This window comes from Streptomyces hawaiiensis (assembly GCF_004803895.1).
In the GTDB taxonomy this organism is placed as follows: Bacteria; Actinomycetota; Actinomycetes; order Streptomycetales; family Streptomycetaceae; genus Streptomyces; species Streptomyces hawaiiensis.
In genome coordinates this window covers 6222995-6240700 of the sequence record NZ_CP021978.1, presented here as the reverse complement: position 1 = coordinate 6240700, position 17706 = coordinate 6222995, and the positions used below count along the sequence as shown (strand labels likewise).

At 70.8% G+C, this 17706-nt stretch carries 14 protein-coding genes; 5 read left to right on the top strand and 9 right to left on the bottom strand.

The genetic code is table 11. The annotated features are described in order from the left end of the window. Window positions 1-134: 134 nt before the first annotated feature. Window positions 135-737 (bottom strand): hypothetical protein, encoded by a 603-nt coding sequence (locus CEB94_RS28915; protein ID WP_175434962.1) that lies wholly within the window; start codon window positions 735-737, stop codon window positions 135-137. 319 nt (window positions 738-1056) lie between these two features. Continuing rightward, on the bottom strand, window positions 1057-2472 hold the full coding sequence (proS, locus tag CEB94_RS28910) for a proline--tRNA ligase (RefSeq protein WP_175434961.1): 1416 nt from the start codon (window positions 2470-2472) through the stop codon (window positions 1057-1059). Window positions 2473-2671: 199 nt separating this feature from the next. Here proS and CEB94_RS28905 point away from each other — a divergent pair, with 199 nt between their 5' ends. Together CEB94_RS28905 and CEB94_RS28900 are read left to right on the top strand one after the other, a co-directional pair. Further along, entirely contained in the window at window positions 2672-3526 is an 855-nt protein-coding gene (locus tag CEB94_RS28905) for a methyltransferase domain-containing protein (protein WP_175434960.1), read from the top strand. A gap of 137 nt (window positions 3527-3663) precedes the next feature. Continuing rightward, window positions 3664-4266 (top strand): hypothetical protein, encoded by a 603-nt coding sequence (locus CEB94_RS28900; protein WP_175434959.1) that lies wholly within the window; start codon window positions 3664-3666, stop codon window positions 4264-4266. A 78-nt stretch (window positions 4267-4344) separates the two neighbouring features. On the opposite strand, the gene ffh is transcribed toward CEB94_RS28900, so the two are convergent. The 5 genes from ffh to nsdA all read right to left on the bottom strand — a co-directional run bounded on the left by ffh (window position 4345) and on the right by nsdA (window position 11967). Further along, the gene (ffh, locus tag CEB94_RS28895) at window positions 4345-5895 is read right to left on the bottom strand and encodes a signal recognition particle protein (RefSeq protein WP_175434958.1); all 1551 of its coding nucleotides are present in this window, start codon (window positions 5893-5895) and stop codon (window positions 4345-4347) included. 81 nt (window positions 5896-5976) lie between these two features. Next, window positions 5977-8427 (bottom strand): [protein-PII] uridylyltransferase, encoded by a 2451-nt coding sequence (locus tag CEB94_RS28890; RefSeq protein WP_175434957.1) that lies wholly within the window; start codon window positions 8425-8427, stop codon window positions 5977-5979. 38 nt (window positions 8428-8465) lie between these two features. Then, window positions 8466-8804 carry a P-II family nitrogen regulator gene (locus CEB94_RS28885; RefSeq protein ID WP_030231663.1) on the bottom strand — a complete coding sequence of 113 codons (339 nt, stop codon included), beginning with the start codon at window positions 8802-8804 and terminating at the stop codon, window positions 8466-8468. Next, window positions 8801-10138 (bottom strand): ammonium transporter, encoded by a 1338-nt coding sequence (locus CEB94_RS28880; RefSeq protein WP_175434956.1) that lies wholly within the window; start codon window positions 10136-10138, stop codon window positions 8801-8803. The genes CEB94_RS28885 and CEB94_RS28880 overlap by 4 nt, the downstream gene beginning before the upstream one ends. Before the next feature lie 338 nt (window positions 10139-10476). Next, window positions 10477-11967 carry a transcriptional repressor NsdA gene (gene nsdA, locus CEB94_RS28875; protein WP_175434955.1) on the bottom strand — a complete coding sequence of 497 codons (1491 nt, stop codon included), beginning with the start codon at window positions 11965-11967 and terminating at the stop codon, window positions 10477-10479. A 445-nt stretch (window positions 11968-12412) separates the two neighbouring features. Between nsdA and CEB94_RS28870 the strand changes: the two genes are divergently transcribed. Further along, entirely contained in the window at window positions 12413-13078 is a 666-nt protein-coding gene (locus CEB94_RS28870) for a bifunctional DNA primase/polymerase (RefSeq protein WP_175434954.1), read from the top strand. Window positions 13079-13186: 108 nt separating this feature from the next. On the opposite strand, the gene ftsY is transcribed toward CEB94_RS28870, so the two are convergent. Then, window positions 13187-14386, bottom strand: a complete 1200-nt coding sequence (gene ftsY / locus CEB94_RS28865; protein WP_175434953.1) for a signal recognition particle-docking protein FtsY — start codon at window positions 14384-14386, stop codon at window positions 13187-13189. A gap of 303 nt (window positions 14387-14689) precedes the next feature. Between ftsY and CEB94_RS28860 the strand changes: the two genes are divergently transcribed. Both CEB94_RS28860 and CEB94_RS28855 read left to right on the top strand, forming a co-directional pair. Next, complete coding sequence (locus tag CEB94_RS28860; protein WP_175434952.1) at window positions 14690-15661, top strand: LLM class flavin-dependent oxidoreductase; 972 nt, start codon at window positions 14690-14692, stop codon at window positions 15659-15661. Window positions 15662-15713: 52 nt separating this feature from the next. Beyond that, a complete protein-coding gene (locus tag CEB94_RS28855) occupies window positions 15714-16091 on the top strand; it encodes a hypothetical protein (protein ID WP_175434951.1) in 378 nt (125 codons plus the stop codon). Between the two features lie 108 nt (window positions 16092-16199). On the opposite strand, the gene CEB94_RS28850 is transcribed toward CEB94_RS28855, so the two are convergent. Further along, window positions 16200-17618: a sugar porter family MFS transporter gene (locus tag CEB94_RS28850; protein WP_175434950.1), complete on the bottom strand. Its 1419-nt coding sequence runs from the start codon at window positions 17616-17618 to the stop codon at window positions 16200-16202. Between the last annotated feature and the right edge of the window lie 88 nt (window positions 17619-17706).

The following is a 17706-nucleotide window of genomic DNA, read 5'->3' as shown; positions in this document are numbered from 1 at the left end:
TCCGGCCCGGGGCCCGGGTCGGAGCGACCGGGCATGCCGACGGCGCACCCGGCGTGGAGGTGGGACACGTCGGGTGCGCACCGGCCGAGCCATGCGCCTTGAGACCGGCAGCCACGAGATGCCGGTGAAGGGCGTCAGCTCGCTACCGCTTCCACGACGTCCGGGATCCGGAACGGCTTGCCGCAGCCGCCGCAGACGATCGGCGCTTGGGCGAGGACCGACGGGACGACCCGGACGTTGCGGCCGCAGTCGCAGACCGCCTTGACGCGGACGCCGCCGCCGGAAGAGCCGTGCCGGGCGGCCGGGCCCCGGAAGGTGCGGGGGGTGTCGGAGGAGGTCGCTGCGGTGTGGGCCTTCAAGGCCCGCTGGAGACGCTCCATCGTCGGCCGGTAGCGGCGCTTCGCCTCGGGGGTGAGCGTGACCAGGGAGAAGCCGCTGCTGGGGTGCGGTTCCTCGGGGTGGTCCAGGCCCAGCTCCTCGGCGATCGCGAGGAATCTGCGGTTGTGGTAGCGGCCGGCGCGGGAGGTGTCGCGGACGCCGCGCGCGGCGGCGATGCCATGGACTGCCTCATGGAGCAGCCGCTCGAAGGAGAGCTCGTGACCGCACGCGGACGACGACTCCCCGATCAGGGACTCTGGCGCGGCAAGGTCGGGCAGCTCGGGGTGGTACCGCTGAATGTCGGCCCACGCCTGTGCCAGCTCTGCGGCGAGAACAGGTGGTGTCTGTGTCGTGCTCACGTAATGACAACGAGCCGGGGTGCCCCAGTGTTCCGATTCCGGGCCATCCCAAATAATTTGCACGTACCCGTCAGTTGCCTCTGATGCGTCCCGACGAGGGCGGGTGCGCTGATCTGTGGAGAAGCCTCACAGCTCACCACAAGGTGGTGCGTAGTCCCGCGTACGCCCACCCGTCTCCCGCCACCGCCCTCAAACGAGACTCTTCGGGCCCCCGAGCGGCGCGCAGACGAAGTCCGCGCGCCGGGGAAGCAGGGGGTCATGAGAACGCAAGAGGCGTTTCGGCCGCCTTGCGTCGCACCCGGTGAGCGCGTGCCCTGACTCAGTAAGCGCGTGCGACGACCGCGACGTTACCGGGTGCGTCACCGTCGTCCGGCACCGACCCGTCCTCGGCGACCAGACACCGTACGGTGACGGCGTGATCGGCCAGCTCGGCCTCGCCCTCCTCGCCGAGCACGGCCCACGGGATGCGCGCCCAGCCGCCGGCCGTGGCGGCCTCGACGGCCTCCGCGAGGGTCGAGACCTCGCTCGTACGGGACTCGCGGCGCTCGCGGGACTGCTTCAGCAGCAGCGCCTGGTCCTCTTCGAGGACCTCGGGGAGCAGTTCGGCCAGGGCGTCCAGGGGGACCGGCTCCTTGCCTCCGGGGATGCGCCGGGCCAGCATCGCGGTGCCGTTCTCCAAGTCGCGCGGGCCGATCTCGATCCGGACCGGCACGCCCTTGAGCTCCCAGTCGACGGCGCGGCGGCCGAAGGGGATGTCGGTGCGGTCGTCGACGTGGACACGGACACCGGCCGCCTTGAGCCGGCCGCCGAGCTCACGGACTTCGGCCAGAACCGGCTCCTCGCCCTTGATGGCGAGCACCACGGCCTGGATCTGCGCCAGCCGGGGCGGGACGCGCAGGCCGTTGTCGTCGCCGTGCATCATCACCAGGGCGCCGATCATGCGGGTGGTGGAACCCCAGGAGGTCTGCCAGACCAGCTCCTGCCGGCTGTCCCTGGACAGGTACCGGGTGTTGAAGGCCTTCGCGAAGTTCTGGCCCAGTTCGTGGCTCGTGGCCATCTGGAGGGCCTTGCCGTCGCCCATCATGCCTTCGAGCGTGAGGGTGTTGACAGCGCCTGCGAACCGCTCCTTGACGGTCTTGCGGCCGGGGACGACGTCCATCGCGAGGACGTTCAGCATGAAGTCCTCGTAGACCCGCCGGTGAATGTGCGCGGCGAAATCGCGTGCCTCCTCGTACGTGGCGTGCGCGGTGTGGCCCTCCTGCCAGAGGAACTCGGACGTCCGCAGGAACAGGCGGGGCCGCAGCTCCCAGCGCACGACGTTCGCCCACTGGTTGATGAGCAGCGGCAGATCGCGGTAGCTCTGCACCCACTTCGCGAAGTACTCGTTGATGATCATCTCGGAGGTGGGGCGGACCACGGCGGGCTCTTCGAGTTCCTTGCCGCCGCCGTGGGTGACCACGGCCAGCTCGGGCGCGAAGCCCTCCACGTGGTCGGCCTCCCGGGCGAGGTACGACTCGGGGATCAGTAGCGGGAAGTACGCGTTCTGGGTGCCCGTCTCCTTGATGCGGGCGTCCATCTCCGCCTGCATCCGCTCCCACAGCCCGTATCCGTACGGTCGGATGACCATGGTGCCGCGCACCGGACCGTTGTCGGCGAGCTCCGCCTTGGTGATCAAGTCCTGGTACCAGCGCGGGAAATCGTCCGCCCGGGGGGTGAGAACGGGTGCCTTGGCCATGGCGGGATGGTACGGGCCCAGGTTGCCGGAATGTGAAATCTCGCCATAGGCACATGACAACTCATAAGCCCTGCCGCATTCCACTGGACGACAGGTCGAGGGGGGAGTTTCCTGGCATACGGGGGTAGTGCGAGCGCACTGTCACGGGGGCCATGGAATCGGGCAAGAGGCAACTCTCGGCGGATTGGGGCGCTTACTTATGACACCTACGCTCGTGCGGCAGCACCTGCCTCACGCGGGGGCCGTACCCCGCGTGGACCTGCGTGCACGCGCGCGTGACTGGTCCGAGATCCAGGAGCGGATGCTCGTACCGCTCTACGAGGCCGTCTACGAGCGACTGGAAGTGGGTCCCGCCACGCGGCTGCTCGGCCTCGGCTGCGGTTCCGGGCTCTCCCTGCTGATGGCCGCCGCCCGGGGAGCGGCGGTCACCGGTGTCGACGCTTCCCCCGAAAGAATGGCCCTGGCGCGGGAGCGGCTGCTGTCCCGGACGCCGGGCACGCGTACGCGTCCAGACACCCGGCTGGTCGACGGCTCGCCCCGGGACACCGCGGTGCCGGGCGCTCCTGGGCACACCCTGGTGACCGCCTTCGAGCCGATCGGGTGCCTGGCGGGCGACTCGGAGGGGCTGGGCGGGCTGCTCGCGGAGGCGACGCCGCTCGCCCAGCGCGGTGCGGCCGTGGTGCTGGCCGGCTGGGGCCCGCCGGAGCGGTGTGCCACGGCGTCCGTGATGCGGGTGGCCACGAAGCTGGCGGAGCCTCTGCGCCAGTCGGGCAGCTGGCGTCCGGCCTGCCGCGACGACCTGGAGGACGTCGCCCAGCGGGCCGGGCTCAAGCCGGACGGCTCGGGGCGGGTGGCGTGCCCCTTCGGCTACGCCGACGTGGACAGCGCGGTGCGCGGCCTGAAGTCGACGGGCCTGTTCGACGCGGCGATGACGGCGACGGACCAGGTGCAGGTGGACAAGGAGCTGACCGAGGCCCTGCATCCGCACCAGCGCCAGGACGGGACGGTGTGGATGCCGAACGTGTTCCGGTACCTGATCGCCCGGACGCCCTGACCAAAGCGTCTTTCGATGCGGGTGTGAATGGTGTGAAGAAAGCACCATGGGGTGCTTTTGGTTTCCCCAAGTGGATCAAGAACGCTTAACGTGATCCACCGCTCGGGGAACCTACACATCTGCATACAGGAGCTGTTGTGCCGCACCACCAGACCGCGCTGCGTCTCGTCGCGCCCGTCGCCGTCCTCGCTCTGACGCTCACCGCCTGCGGTGGCGGCGACGACAACGCCGACGCGAAGAGCCCGGCCACCGAGAAGGCCAAGGTCTTCCCTTCGCCGGAGCCGGTTTCCGGCGGTGAGATGGGGGCCGGCGAGAGCGCCACGGGCAAGGTCGCGGAGGACCCGGGCGAGGTCACCTACGAGGTTCTGGCACAGAAGGTCGACGTAGGCACCGAGGCGGAGGCGGCGAAGGTCGTCTCCGAGCCGGACAAGGTCAAGGGCAAGGTGCTGGCCGTCGCGCACCTGAAGTACACGCACAAGAGCGGACCCGCCCTCACCGAGGGTTCCGACGTGCACGACGGCACCACGGTCTTCGCCGACGGACAGCGCGGCACCGTCCTCATCGGCGCGTCCGAGGACGCCGCGGGCTGCGAGGACCCCTACGACGTCGAGAGCTGGAAGCAGGGCGAGAGCCATGTCTTCTGCGAGACGTACGTGATCCCGGCGAACGCCAAGAGCGTCGAGGTCCACTGGGCCGAGGAGGACGGCGAGCCGTACATCTGGAAGTTCCCGAACGGCTGACCTGCGAGCCGCCTGCACACCACTGAGGGCGCCCCCCTCCAGACAAGGGGGGCGCCCTCACCGCGGTCCGGACGGCCGTCAGCCCATGAACTTCTTGAACTCGTCGGGGAGTTCGAAGTCCTTGCCGCCCTGCTGCGGCAGCCCGAAGGCGCCGCCGCCCTCGGCCGCGGCGGCCCGGCGGGCGGCCTCCTCCTGCTCCTGCTGCTTGCGCTTCATCGGGTTGCCGGAGCGCTGCTTGCCCTTGGCCTGCTTCTGCTTCTTCTTCGTCCGGCCGGGGCCACCACCCATCCCCGGCATCCCCGGCATCCCGGGCATGCCGCCGCCCTGGGCCATGCGGGACATCATCTTGCGGGCCTCGAAGAACCGCTCGACCAGGTTCTTGACCGCGCTGACGTCGACACCGGAGCCCTTGGCGATCCGGGCGCGGCGGGAGCCGTTGATGAGCGTCGGCTCCTGGCGCTCGGCCGGGGTCATCGACTTGATGATGGCGGCCGTGCGGTCGACGTCCCGCTCGTCCAGGTTGTTGATCTGGTCCTTCATCTGGCCCATGCCCGGCAGCATGCCGAGCAGCTTGGAGATGGAGCCCATCTTGCGGACCTGCTCCATCTGGGCCAGGAAGTCGTCCAGGGTGAAGTCCTGGCCCTTCTTGGACGCCAGCTTGGAGGCCATCTTCTCGGCCTCTTCCTGGCTGAACGTCTTCTCCGCCTGCTCGATCAGGGTGAGCAGGTCACCCATGTCGAGGATGCGGGAAGCCATCCGGTCAGGGTGGAAGGCGTCGAAGTCGTCGAGCTTCTCGCCGTTCGACGCGAACATGATCGGCTTGCCGGTGATCTGCCGGATGGACAGCGCGGCACCACCGCGGGCGTCGCCGTCGAGCTTGGAGAGCACCACGCCGTCGAAGCCGACGCCGTCGCGGAAGGCCTCGGCGGTGTTGACGGCGTCCTGGCCGATCATCGCGTCGACGACGAACAGGATCTCGTCCGGGGAGACGGCGTCGCGGATGTCCGCGGCCTGCTGCATCATCTCCTGGTCGATGCCGAGGCGGCCGGCGGTGTCCACGATCACGATGTCGTGGACCTTGGACTTGGCGTGCTCGATGGAGTCCTTGGCGACCTTGACCGGGTCACCGACGCCGTTGCCCGGCTCGGGGGCGTAGACCGCGACACCGGCACGCTCGGCGACGACGCTGAGCTGGTTGACGGCGTTGGGGCGCTGGAGGTCGCAGGCGACCAGCAGCGGCGAGTGGCCCTGCTCCTTCAGCCAGTGGCCGAGCTTGCCCGCGAGGGTGGTCTTACCGGCACCCTGCAGACCCGCCAGCATGATCACGGTGGGCGGCTGCTTGGCGAAGCGCAGACGCCGGGTCTCGCCGCCGAGGATGGTGACCAGCTCGTCGTTGACGATCTTGAGGACCTGCTGGGCGGGGTTCAGCGCCTTGCTGACCTCGGCACCGAGGGCGCGCTCCTTGACGTTCTTGATGAACGTCCGGACGACGGGAAGCGCCACGTCCGCCTCGAGGAGCGCGATCCGGATCTCGCGCGCCGTGGCGTCGATGTCCGCCTCGGAGAGCCGTCCCTTGCCGCGCAGGTTCTTGAAGGTCGCTGAGAGGCGATCGGAAAGAGTATCGAACACGGCGCTCGCGGTCCTCAGGGTTGGTGGCTACAGGGAATCGCCCTCCAGGGTATCCCGGCGTGACAAGTCGCCGGGTCGGCCTCACCCACGCAGTGTCTCCTCCAGCTTCCGTGCCACCGCCGCCGCCTCGTCCCCGGGCAGGGGCGCGCCCTCCTGGCCGGTCACGTAGAAGGCGTCGACGGCGTTGGCGCCGAGCGTCGAGACATGCGCGCTGCGCACCCGTACGCTCGCGTCCTCCAGGGCACGGCCGATGCGGAACAGCAGGCCGGGCGCGTCCTGGGAGCGGACCTCGATGACCGTGGCCAGCCGGGAGGCGGCCGGGTGGACCGACACCCGGGCCGCGGGGGCGACCACGCCCCGGCGGCGCGGATAGGCCGCGTCCCGTTCGGCGAGGCGGCCGGCGATGTCCAGGGAGCCGTCCAGGGCACGGACGAGGTCCGAGCGCAGGCGGGCGGCCTGCGGCAGGGAGCCGTACTCGGCGGCGACCCGCCAGTCCAGCAGCAGGACGGAGCCGTCGACGCCGTCCGGGAGGTGCAGGGAGCGCAGCTCGGCGGTGCGTACGGTCAGCCGGTGCATGGCGAGGACTCCGGCCACCGCGGGCAGTACCCGGGGCTGGTCGGGGACGGCGATGAGCAGCTCCACGCCGAGCGGCTCGGGCTCGCCGGACGGCTCCTGCCCGGCGGGCGGCTCGGTCTGGGCCCGCAGCGAGAGCACGGGGCTGCCCGTCGCTGCCGCCTCGAGGGCGAGCCGCTCCTGCTCGGCGGTCGGCGCTGCCTCCTCGGGGTCGTCCGGGGCGTCCCCGGCGAGCACCGCCGCGACCCGCTTGACCAGGTCGGCGACGAGCGAGCCGCGCCAGGAGGACCAGGCGGCCGGGCCGGTCGCGAGGGCGTCGGCCTCGGTGAGGGCGTGCAGCAGCTCCAGGGTGCCCTGGGAGCCGACGGCCTCGGCGACGGAGCGCACGGTCGCAGGGTCCTCCAGGTCGCGCCGGGTGGCGGTCTCGACGAGGAGCAGGTGGTGCCGTACGAGGGTGGCGATGACGGTCACGTCGTGGTGGTCGAAGCCGATGCGGGCGGCCACGTCCTTGGCGATGATCTCGCCGGCGACCGAGTGGTCCCCGGGCCAACCCTTGCCGATGTCGTGCAGCAGCGCGGCGACCAGCAGCAGGTCGGGGCGGCTGACCCGGCGGGTGAACTCGGAGGCGCGCACCGCGGTCTCGATCAGGTGCCGGTCGACGGTCCACAGGTGCACGGCGTTGCGCTGCGGGCGGCAGCGGACCCGCTCCCAGTCGGGCAGCAGCCGGGTGATCAGCCCCTCGGCCTCCAGCGCCTCCCAGACCTCGATGGTGGGGCGGCCGGAGCCGAGCAGGGTGACGAGCTGTTCGCGTGCCTCGGCGGGCCAGGGCGTGGGAACCGGGCGCACGGTGGCGGCCAGACGCCGTACGGCGTGCAGGGAGAGCGGGAGTCCGGCCTGCGCGGCGGCGGCCGCGGCGCGCAGCGGCAGCACCGGGTCGCGCTCGGGACGCGCGGCGCGGGCAAGCACCACCTCGCCGTCCTGCTCGACCACGCCCTCGGCCAGCGGAGACCGCTCGGTGGCCGGTTTCCCGCCGCCGCCCAGCATGGCGCGCAGCCGGGGCCGCACGGCGCGCGACCGCAGTACGCGTCCCACCTCGCGCCAGGTGACGTCACTGGCGTACGAGACGACCCGGGCCGCCTCGTACACCTGCCGCAGCAGCGTGTCCGCGTCGAGCAGGCCGAGTTCGGCGGCCACCTGGTCCTGTTCCTGGAGGGCGAGCCGGTCGGTGGCGCGCCCGGTGGCCAGGTGCAGGGCGTCGCGGACGTCGAGGAGCCGGCGCCGGGCGTCGGCGAGGCCCTCGCGCGGGGCGTCGGCGAGCCAGGAGGCGGCGACGGCGCGCAGGGCGGTGGCGTCCCGCAGCCCGCCGCGGGCCTCCTTCAGGTCGGGCTCCAGCAGGTACTGCAACTCGCCCTGGCGCTCGGCGCGCTCGGCGCACAGCTCCTGGAGTTCGGGGAGGCGTTTGGGTGCCTGGTTGCGCCAGTCGGCCAGGACGGCCGTGCGCAGTGCGGCGGTGAGGCCGAGGTCGCCGGCGAGGTGCCGGGCGTCCAGCAGGCCGAGCTGCACCTTGAGGTCCTCACCGGCGGTCTTGCGGGCCTCGGCGGGTGTGCGGACCGAGTGGTCGAGGTCCAGGCCGAGGTCCCAGACGGGGTACCAGAGCCGGTCGGCGAGGGTGGCGACCGCCTTGGTGTCGCTGCCGTCGTGCAGCAGGAGCAGGTCGAGGTCGCTGCGCGGGGACAGCTCACCGCGTCCGTAACCGCCGACGGCCACCAGGGAGACCCCGCGCAGCCCCTCGGCGCCCGCGCTGAACAGGCCGGTCAGCCAGTCGTCCGTCAGCTCGGCCAGGGCAGCACGGCGCGGCGGCCCGGACCGCGCCTCCTCGGTGAGGAGACGCAGCCGGGCCGCCGCGTAGCCGCTGGGTCCCGAGTCCTCTGCTTCTTTCTGCACGTCCGTACCCGTCACCCAGTGGCTCCTGTTCCGTTCGCCTGTCTAAAGGACCTTCAGAGCGCGTCGGGTCCGCGCTCACCGGTCCTGACCCGTACGGCCGTCTCGACCGGGATGGACCAGACCTTGCCGTCGCCGATCTTGCCGGTGCGGGCCGCCTTGACCACCACGTCGATCAGCTGCTCGGCGTCGTCGTCCTCGACCAGGACCTCGATGCGGATCTTGGGCACCAGGTCGACGGTGTACTCGGCACCGCGGTAGACCTCGGTGTGGCCCCTCTGACGACCGTAGCCGCTGGCCTCGGTGACCGTCAGGCCGTGTACTCCGAAGGCCTGCAGGGCCTCCTTGATCTCGTCGAGCCGGTGCGGCTTCACGACGGCGGTGATGAGCTTCATGCGTCCACCTTCTTGCTCGCGGCTGCGGCGACCGGGGCCACGGCCGTCTTGGCGGCACCGCCCCCGGCACCGCTGAAGTCGTATGCGGTCTCGGCGTGCTCGGCCTGGTCGATGCCGGCGACCTCGTCGTCCTCGGGGACCCTCATGCCCATGGTCTTGTCGAGGATGAAGGCGAGGATCGCGGAGACGATCAGGGAGTAGGCGAGCACCGCGAAGACACCGGCGCACTGCTTCCAGAACTGGGTCAGGCCGCCGCCGTAGAAGAGGCCCTCGACGGTGGACTGGCCCTTGCCGCTGGCGAAGAGGCCGATCAGCAGGGAGCCGAGGACACCGCCGACCAGGTGGACGCCGACGACGTCGAGGGAGTCGTCGTAACCGAACTTGTACTTCAGGCCGACGGCCATGGCGCACAGCACACCGGCGATGGCGCCGACGGCGATCGCGCCCATCGGGGTGACCGCACCACCCGCGGGGGTGATGGCGACCAGACCCGCGACCGCGCCGGAGGCGGCGCCCAGCGTGGTGAACGCGCCGTGGCGGATCTTCTCGTAGATGAGCCAGGCCAGCATGGCGGCGGCGGTGGCGACCTGCGTGTTGACGAACATCAGCGCGCCGACGCCGTCGTCGTTGCCGAGCCAGGAGCCGGCGTTGAAGCCGAACCAGCCGAACCACAGCAGACCGGCGCCGAGCATGACCAGCGGCAGGCTGTGCGGGCGCATCGGGTCCTTCTTGAAGCCGACGCGCTTGCCGATGACGAGGATCACGCCGAGCGCCGCGGCACCGGCGTTGATGTGCACCGCCGTACCACCGGCGAAGTCGATGACGCCCAGCTCGAAGGCCCAGCCGCCGGCGCCCCAGACCCAGTGCGCGACCGGGAAGTAGACGACCGTGGCCCACAGGGCGATGAACAGCGCCCAGGCGCTGAACTTCACGCGGTCCGCGAGGGCGCCGCTGATCAGGGCGGGCGTGATGATCGCGAACATCAGCTGGAAGACCAGGAACACGAACACCGGGATCGTGTAGCCGGGCCACAGCTCCGTCAGGCCGATGTTGCCGAGGCCGACCCAGTCGGAGTTCCAGCCGATGAGGCTGCCGGAGTCGGTGCCGAACGCCATGGAGAAGCCGTACAGCACCCACAGGATGGTGACGATCCCGAGGCTGATGAAGCTCATCATCAGCATGTTCAGGGTGCTCTTGACGCGGACCATGCCTCCGTAGAAGAAGGCCAGACCCGGTGTCATGAGCATCACCAGGGCGGAACAGATGAGCATGAACCCTGTGTTCGCGGCAGACAGCTTGGGAGCTTCTGCGGCAAGGGTGATGGCTGGTGCCATCGGCGTCTCCTCGTCATTGGTACGGCCCCGTGCGGGCGAAGCCTCGAGCGGAATGAGGGGTGGGCCGGTTATGCGCCACGAGATTGACGCAGCGCGGTTTCGGTGGAAGCCCCTCGTTGTTTCGCGGCCGTGACGAAGGCGCCTGCTGTGTTACGCCTCGATGAACTGCCGGATTGCGGTCGCGCCGATCGTTATCGTGGCGCAACCTTCGGTTTCAGGCAGACGGGGGGAACACAGACCGGCCGCGGTCGGCCTTCCGATGACCTGGCATGGGGGAGCCGAGTCGGGCAGTTCGGGAGGGCCGGCCGCGGCCGGGGTTCCGGGGGTGGTGCGGCTTCTCAGACCGCCTCGGCGGTCTCGGGCAGCTCGGCGGCGAGCAGCTCGGTGAGGTCGACGACCTCACCCAGGTCGCCGAAGTCGCGGGCTGCGGTGTCCACCGTCTTTCGGATACGGGTGTTGACGCGCTCGGAACGGACCTTCTTGGCGACCCGCATGGCCTCGGTGGCGAAGACCGTGCTCTGCTCGGGCTCGCGCTGGAGGAGGTGCACCGTGGCCATGCCGATGAGGTTCAGTGCGTACGACCGCTGGTGCTCGCCGTCCTCGGCGAAGAGCTCCACGGCCCGGTTCATCAGGGGCTCGGCCAGCGAGGCGTACGTGGGGCTGCGGCCGGCGACGTAGGCCAGGTCGCGGTAGGAGTGGGAGTTCTCGCCGTACAGCTCGGCCTCCGAGAAGAAGCGGATCCAGTCGGGATCCGGCTCATCCCACTCGTCGGCCTCGGAGAAGGTGTCCTCGGCCATCCGCACCGCCCGCTTGCACTTGCCGGGCTGCCCCATGTTGGCGTAGGCGCGGGCCTCCATCGCATACAGCATCGACTGGGTGCGCGGGCTCGCGCAGTCCCGGCTGCCGTACTGCGCGAGGTGGATCAGCTCCAGCGCGTCGTCGGGCCGGCCGAGGTGGATCATCTGGCGGCTCATGCTGGACAGCACGTACGAGCCGAGGGGCCGGTCACCGGCCTCCTTGGCGGCGTGCAGCGCGAGGACGAAGTACTTCTGCGCGGTCGGCTGGAGCCCGATGTCGTACGACATCCAGCCGGCCAGCTCGGCGAGTTCGGCAGCGACCTTGAACAGCCGCCGGGTGGTGCTTTCCGGCTGGGGCTCCTGGAGCAGATCGGTCACCTCGTGCAACTGGCCGACGACCGCCTTGCGGCGCAGGCCGCCGCCGCACTGGGCGTCCCACTGCCGGAACATCACCGTCGTGGACTCCAGCAGGTCCAGCTCGGGCTTGGACAGCCGGCCGCGGGCGCGCCCGGAACCGGGGTCGGGCTCGGAGCGCGGGGCCGCAGGTGAGGGGACGAGCCAGCGCTGCATGGGCTCGATGAGGGCCGGGCCCGCAGACAGGACCAGCGAGCTCCCGAGGAAGCCGCGCCGCGCCAGCATCAGGTCGCTGCGCGAGAACTCGCTGAGCAGGGCCACGGTCTGCGGGCCCGTCCAGGGAAGGTCGACGCCGGTCGCGGAGGGGGACTGGCGCGCGGTGCGCAGCCCCAGGTCCTCGACGGAGACGACGACGCCGAAGCGCTCCGAGAACAGCTCGGACAGGATCCTGGGGATCGGCTCGCGCGGGTTCTCGCCGTCGAGCCAGCGGCGCACGCGGGAGGTGTCCGTGGAGATGTGGTTGGCGCCCAGCTGACGTGCCCTGCGGTTGACCTGGCGGGCGAGCTCGCCCTTGGACCAGCCGCTGCGTACGAACCAGGAGGTGAGCAGCTCGTTCTGGCGCTTGTCAGCGTGCGTCGCGCTCGCAGCGTTCGTTCCGCTTCCGCCGTTGCCGCTCACTGGAACGCCCCCATCCCTGAGACCACTTGTCGCCGAGTGCGCCAAGCCCTATCAGCATGCCGGTTCGTACGACCGTCCGTCCGGCCCTTGTCACCCTTCGAACGCAATGACGACTTGCCTCCGGCATACCCACGAGTGCATGTGCCCCCAGGACTCGTGCACACAAAGTAATCCTACGATCACCCGTCCAGCCACGGCTCACACGGAAACGCCACCATTCGCCACCCCTTCGAATGAACTCACGTACGGCTACGCGCGATTCACTTGACACAGCACAACCAGGATCGGGTGCAGCGATGCACTCGGGGGCGCGCGTCGTCGGGCACGCCACCCTGGGCACTTCCGGACGCTGAGTGAACGCACCGCCATCGGGAAGGCGGAAACAGAGAGTCACGCACCGCGTCCGCAGCGTAACCACCGGTGCGTCGGACCCGTTGGAGGGGGCATGGGCTTCACGATCGGGATCAGCCGGGGCATGCGCGACATCCGGTCCGGCTCACGCCGCCGCGGCCGCACGTCGGACGGCACAGCCGTGGCCGAGTACACCGGACTGTGGGGCTGGGACGTGGTCCCGGGCGCCCGCGCCTCGGCGGGCGCCTGCTCCTGCGGCCGCGGCGACTGCCCGGCGCCGGGCGCGCATCCGCTGCACTTCGCGCCGGTGCTCCCCGGCGGCGCGACGCTGGACGACGTGACCGAGACCTGGGGCGAGTTCCCCGGCGCCTCGGTGATGCTGCCGGTCGGCCGGGCGTTCGACGTCATCGAGGTGGCCGAGCCCGCCGGCTGCCGTGCGCTGGCCCGGCTGGAGCGCATGGGCCTGCCCGTCGGCCCGGTCGCGGCGACCCCGGACGGCCGCGCCCACTTCTTCGTCGCCCCCGGCGCCGCCACCGACCTGCCCGGCCTGCTCTACCGCATGGGCTGGGACGACCCGGCCGCCCTCGACCTGCGCGGCCTCGGCCCAGGCGCGCACATCACGGCTCCGCCCTCCGACCGCGGCGGCCTCGGCCCCGTCCGCTGGCTGCGCTCCCCCGCCCTGGACTCGGCGTCCCGGCCGCCGGAGGCCCGCCTGGTGCTGGGCACGCTGGCGTACGTGGCACACCGGTCGCGGGCGTAGGCGCGGCAAGGACACAGAGCGAAGCGCCCGGCCCCGACTGGACCTCGGGGCGGGCGCTTCGCTGTGCACATACGACTTTCGTAGGTGATTCCCGGGCAGGTGCCGAGCTCACTCTCCGATAAGGGCGTCAACGAACGCCTCCGGCTCGAACGGCGCCAGATCGTCCGCGCCCTCGCCGAGCCCGATGAGCTTGACCGGGACGCCCAGCTCACGCTGGACCGCGACCACGATGCCACCCTTGGCCGTGCCGTCGAGCTTGGTGAGCACGATGCCGGTGATGTTGACGACCTCGGCGAAGACCCGGGCCTGGACCAGGCCGTTCTGGCCGGTGGTGGCGTCCAGGACGAGCAGCACCTCGTCGACCGGGGCCTGCTTCTCCACGACCCGCTTGACCTTGCCGAGCTCGTCCATGAGGCCGGTCTTGGTGTGCAGACGGCCTGCGGTGTCGATGAGCACGACGTTCGCGCCCATCTCCTTGCCCTCCTTGACCGCGTCGAAGGCCACGGACGCCGGGTCGCCGCCCTCGGGGCCGCGCACGGTGTGGGCGCCGACGCGCTCTCCCCACGTCTGGAGCTGGTCGGCTGCGGCGGCACGGAAGGTGTCGGCGGCGCCGAGGACCACGCTCTGGCCGTCGGCCACCAGGACGCGGGCGAGCTTGCCGGTGGTGGTGGTCTTGCCGGTGCCGTTGACGCCGACGACCATCACGATGCCGGGCTTGCGGTCCTCCGGCTCGGTCTTGACCGCGCGGTCCATGTCGCGGCCGACCAGCGTGACCAGTTCCTCGCGGAGCAGGGTGCGCAGTTCCTCGGGGGTGCGGGTGCCGAGCACCTTCACACGCTCACGCAGACGCTCGACCAGTTCCTGGGTGGGCAGCACGCCGACGTCGGCGGTGAGCAGCGTGTCCTCGATCTCCTCCCAGGTGTCCTCGTCGAGATGCTCGCGGGACAGCAGGGTGAGCAGTCCCTTGCCGAGGGCGTTCTGCGAGCGGGAGAGCCGGGTACGCAGCCGGATCAGACGGCCGGCGGTGGGTTCCGGGATCTCGATCTCGGGAGCTTCGGCGGGCGGCTCCTCGACTACGACCGGAGCCGAGCCGTCCGGGAGATCCACCTCCTCTATCGTGCGCCGCGGTTCCTCCCGCGGCGTCTCGGCCTCGTCGCCGACGTGCGGCTCGGCCGGTGGGGCGGTGATGTCGGGCGCTGCGGGCGGGGGCGGGGGCAGCTGCTTCTTGCGCCGGCTGCCGACGATGAGCCCGCCGAGCGCGCCGAGCACGACCACGGCGATGACTACAGCAAGGATGACGATTTCCATAACAAGCCCAGTATGGCGTGACCGCCCGCTCAGCCGTTCGTTGTCCACGCGGGGCCGCGAAAGCCCCACCGGGCCGGGCTGGCCCGCGGTCCGGCCTCGCGTCGGCCGGAAGCCTCTGAAGGCGGAGTCACACCGGGTCCAGTATCAGGACTCGCAGGGTGCGCGGAGCAGCGCCCCCAGGGTGTGTCACGCCCCATGCGGTGGGGCGTGACACACCCTTCCCGTCTCACCATGCATCTATGGCAACCTGACGGTACGTCAGCTATGGTCCCCCGACACCCGCCCGGCGGAGGGAGACACCCCATGCCCGTCACGGTCGTACGCTTCAACCTGGTCGCTCCCGGGGCCGGCCCCGCCGAGCTCGGCGCCCGGTACCGGGCGGCCCTGGAGATGGCGGCGTACGCCGACGACCGGGGTATGACCACCGTGCAGACGGAGGAGCACCACGGGGCCGAGAACAACTGGCTGCCGTCCCCGTTCGCCTTCGCGGGAGCCGTCTTCGGCGCCACCCGGCGTGTCGCGGTCACCGTCTCGGCGATCATCGGCCCGCTGCACGATCCGCTGCGGCTGGCCGAGGAGGTCGCCGTTCTGGACCTGCTGAGCAACGGCCGGCTGGTGACGGTCGCCGGGATCGGATACCGGCCGGAGGAGTACGACTTGTTCGGCGTGGACTTCGCCCGGCGCGGCAAGCTCCAGGACGAGCTGCTGGAGACCCTGCTCAAGGCGTGGACCGGCGATGCCTTCTCCTACCGGGGCCGCACGGTCCGCATCACGCCGCGCCCCTTCACCGAACCGCACCCGCTGCTTTTGGTCGGCGGCTCCTCCAGGGCAGCCGCCCGCCGCGCCGCCCGGCTCGGCCTGCCCTTCTTTCCCAGCGCGCATCTGCCGGAGCTGGAGGCGTACTACAAGGAGCTGCTCGTCGAGTACGGCACCGAGGGCTGGGTGATGATGCCCGCCGCCGAGACACCCCTGCTGCACGTGGCCGAGGACCCGGACCGGGCCTGGGCGCGGTACGGGCGGCACTTCCTGCACGAGGCGCGGACGTACGCCTCCTGGCAGTCCGGAGCGGTGCGCTCGGCGGTGAAGTCGGCCGCGACGACGGTCGAGGACCTGCGCGCGGAGGGCGTCTACCGGATCCTCACCCCGGACGCGTGCGTGGCGCTGGGGCTGGACTCCTATGTCCTGCATCCGCTGGCGGGCGGGATGCCGGTGGAGGAGGGGTGGCGCAGTCTGCGGCTGTTCTGCGAGCGGGTGCTGCCACGGCTGGCGGGCTGACGTCCCCGATATCCGCTGGCACGTCGCCGTCCGTCGGTGATGCACTGCGCGCATGACCTTGGCGGTGGATGTGTTCGTGCGCGACGCGAACGGCGAGTGGCGCGTCCTCGACGTCCCGCAGGGGTGCGACGACTCGGCGGGCTTCGAGTCCTGGCGCCGGACGGTGTGGGGCTCGGAGACGGTGCGCTCACTGGGCGCCCGCCGCCTTCCGGTCCTGGCCGAGGACAACCTGTTCGTCGAGGCCGACGAGGTGCCCGGTTTCCTGCGGGAGGTGGCACTGCTGCGGGCGAACCTCGATCTGATCGCCGCCACCACCGAGCGGCCGCGCGGGATCACGGAGCGCCGGGACCAGCTCGGCTCACGGCTGCGGAACATCGAAGCGACCGCCCTGCGCGCCCTGGAAAGCGGTGCCGGCGTACTGATCTGGTGAGGGACAGACCGCCGCCCCGGCTCGGGCAGTGGCCGAATCGGGGCGGCGGCGGTTACGGGGAGAGGGGCAGCGGGGACTTTGGCCCTTCTCCCCGAGCGCGGGGGCGGGTCAGCCCATCTCCTCCAGGGCCTTGCCCTTCGTCTCCTTGACGAACTTCAGGACGAACGGGATCGAGAGCGCGGCGAACGCGGTGTAGATCACGTACGTCACGGAGAGGTTCCAGTCGGCCAGCGACGGGAAGCTCGCGGTGATGGCCCAGTTGGCGATCCACTGCGCGGCGGCGGCCACGCCCAGCGCGGCGGCACGGATCCGGTTCGGGAACATCTCGCCGAGCATGACCCAGACGACCACACCCCAGGACAGGGCGAAGAAGAGGACGAAGATGTGCGCGGCGATCAGGGCGATCCAGCCCTGCGCGGCCGGCAGCCTGCCGTCGACCAGGTGGTACGAGAACGCCCAGGCCTCCAGCGCCAGGCCGACGACCATGCCGACCGAGCCGATGATCGCGAGCGGCCTGCGTCCGATGCGGTCGACGAAGATCATCGCGATGACCGTGCCGAGGATGTTGATGATCGACGTGGTGAAGGAGTAGAAGAACGAGTCCGTCGGGTCGACACCGACCGACTGCCACAGCGTCGAGGAGTAGTAGAACGCGACGTTGATGCCGACGAACTGCTGGAAGACCGACAGGCCGATGCCGATCCAGACGATCGGCTTGAAGAAGAAGCTGCCGCCGAGCAGGTCCTTGAAGCTCGACCGGTGCTCGCTCTGCATGGCGCCCTCGATCTCGGCGACACGGGCGTCGAGGTCCACGTCCTTGCCCTCGACCTCGATGAGGATCTCGCGGGCGCGCTCGTGCTTGCCGACGGAGATGAGGAAGCGCGGGGACTCGGGGATGGCGAAGGAGAGCAGGCCGTAGAGGACGGCCGGGACGACCATGACGCCGAGCATGACCTGCCAGGCCTCCAGGCCCATCAGCTTGCCGCGCTGGTCACCGCCGGCGGCGTTCAGCAGGCCCCAGTTGACCAGCTGCGAGACGGCGATGCCGATGACGATCGCGGCCTGCTGGAAGGAGCCGAGCCGGCCACGGTAGGCGGGCGGGGCGACCTCGGCGATGTAGGCCGGGCCGATCACGGAGGCCATGCCGATGGCGAAGCCGCCGACGACGCGCCAGAAGGCGAGGTCCCACAGCGCGAAGGGCAGCGCGGAGCCTACGGCGCTGATGGTGAAGAGGACCGCGGCGATCTGCATGCACCGGATACGGCCGATCCGGTCGGCTATGCGGCCGGCGGTGGCGGCGCCGATGGCGCAGCCGATGAGGGCGATGGCGATGACCTGGGCCAGGGCTGCGGAGCCGACGTCGTAGCGGCCTCGGATGGCCTCGACGGCACCGTTGATCACGGAGCTGTCGTAGCCGAAGAGGAAACCGCCCATCGCGGCCGCCGCCGCGATGAAGATGACGTGCCCGAGATGATCGGGGTGAGCCGTCCTGGCTCCTGACTTGGGTGCCTGCGCTGTGCTGGTCACGTGTACTCCTCGGGCCACCGGCAACGCTGCCGGAGGGGATCAGCCCTTCGAGGTGCCACCTGAAGGTACCTGAAGGTAAAAGGAACGT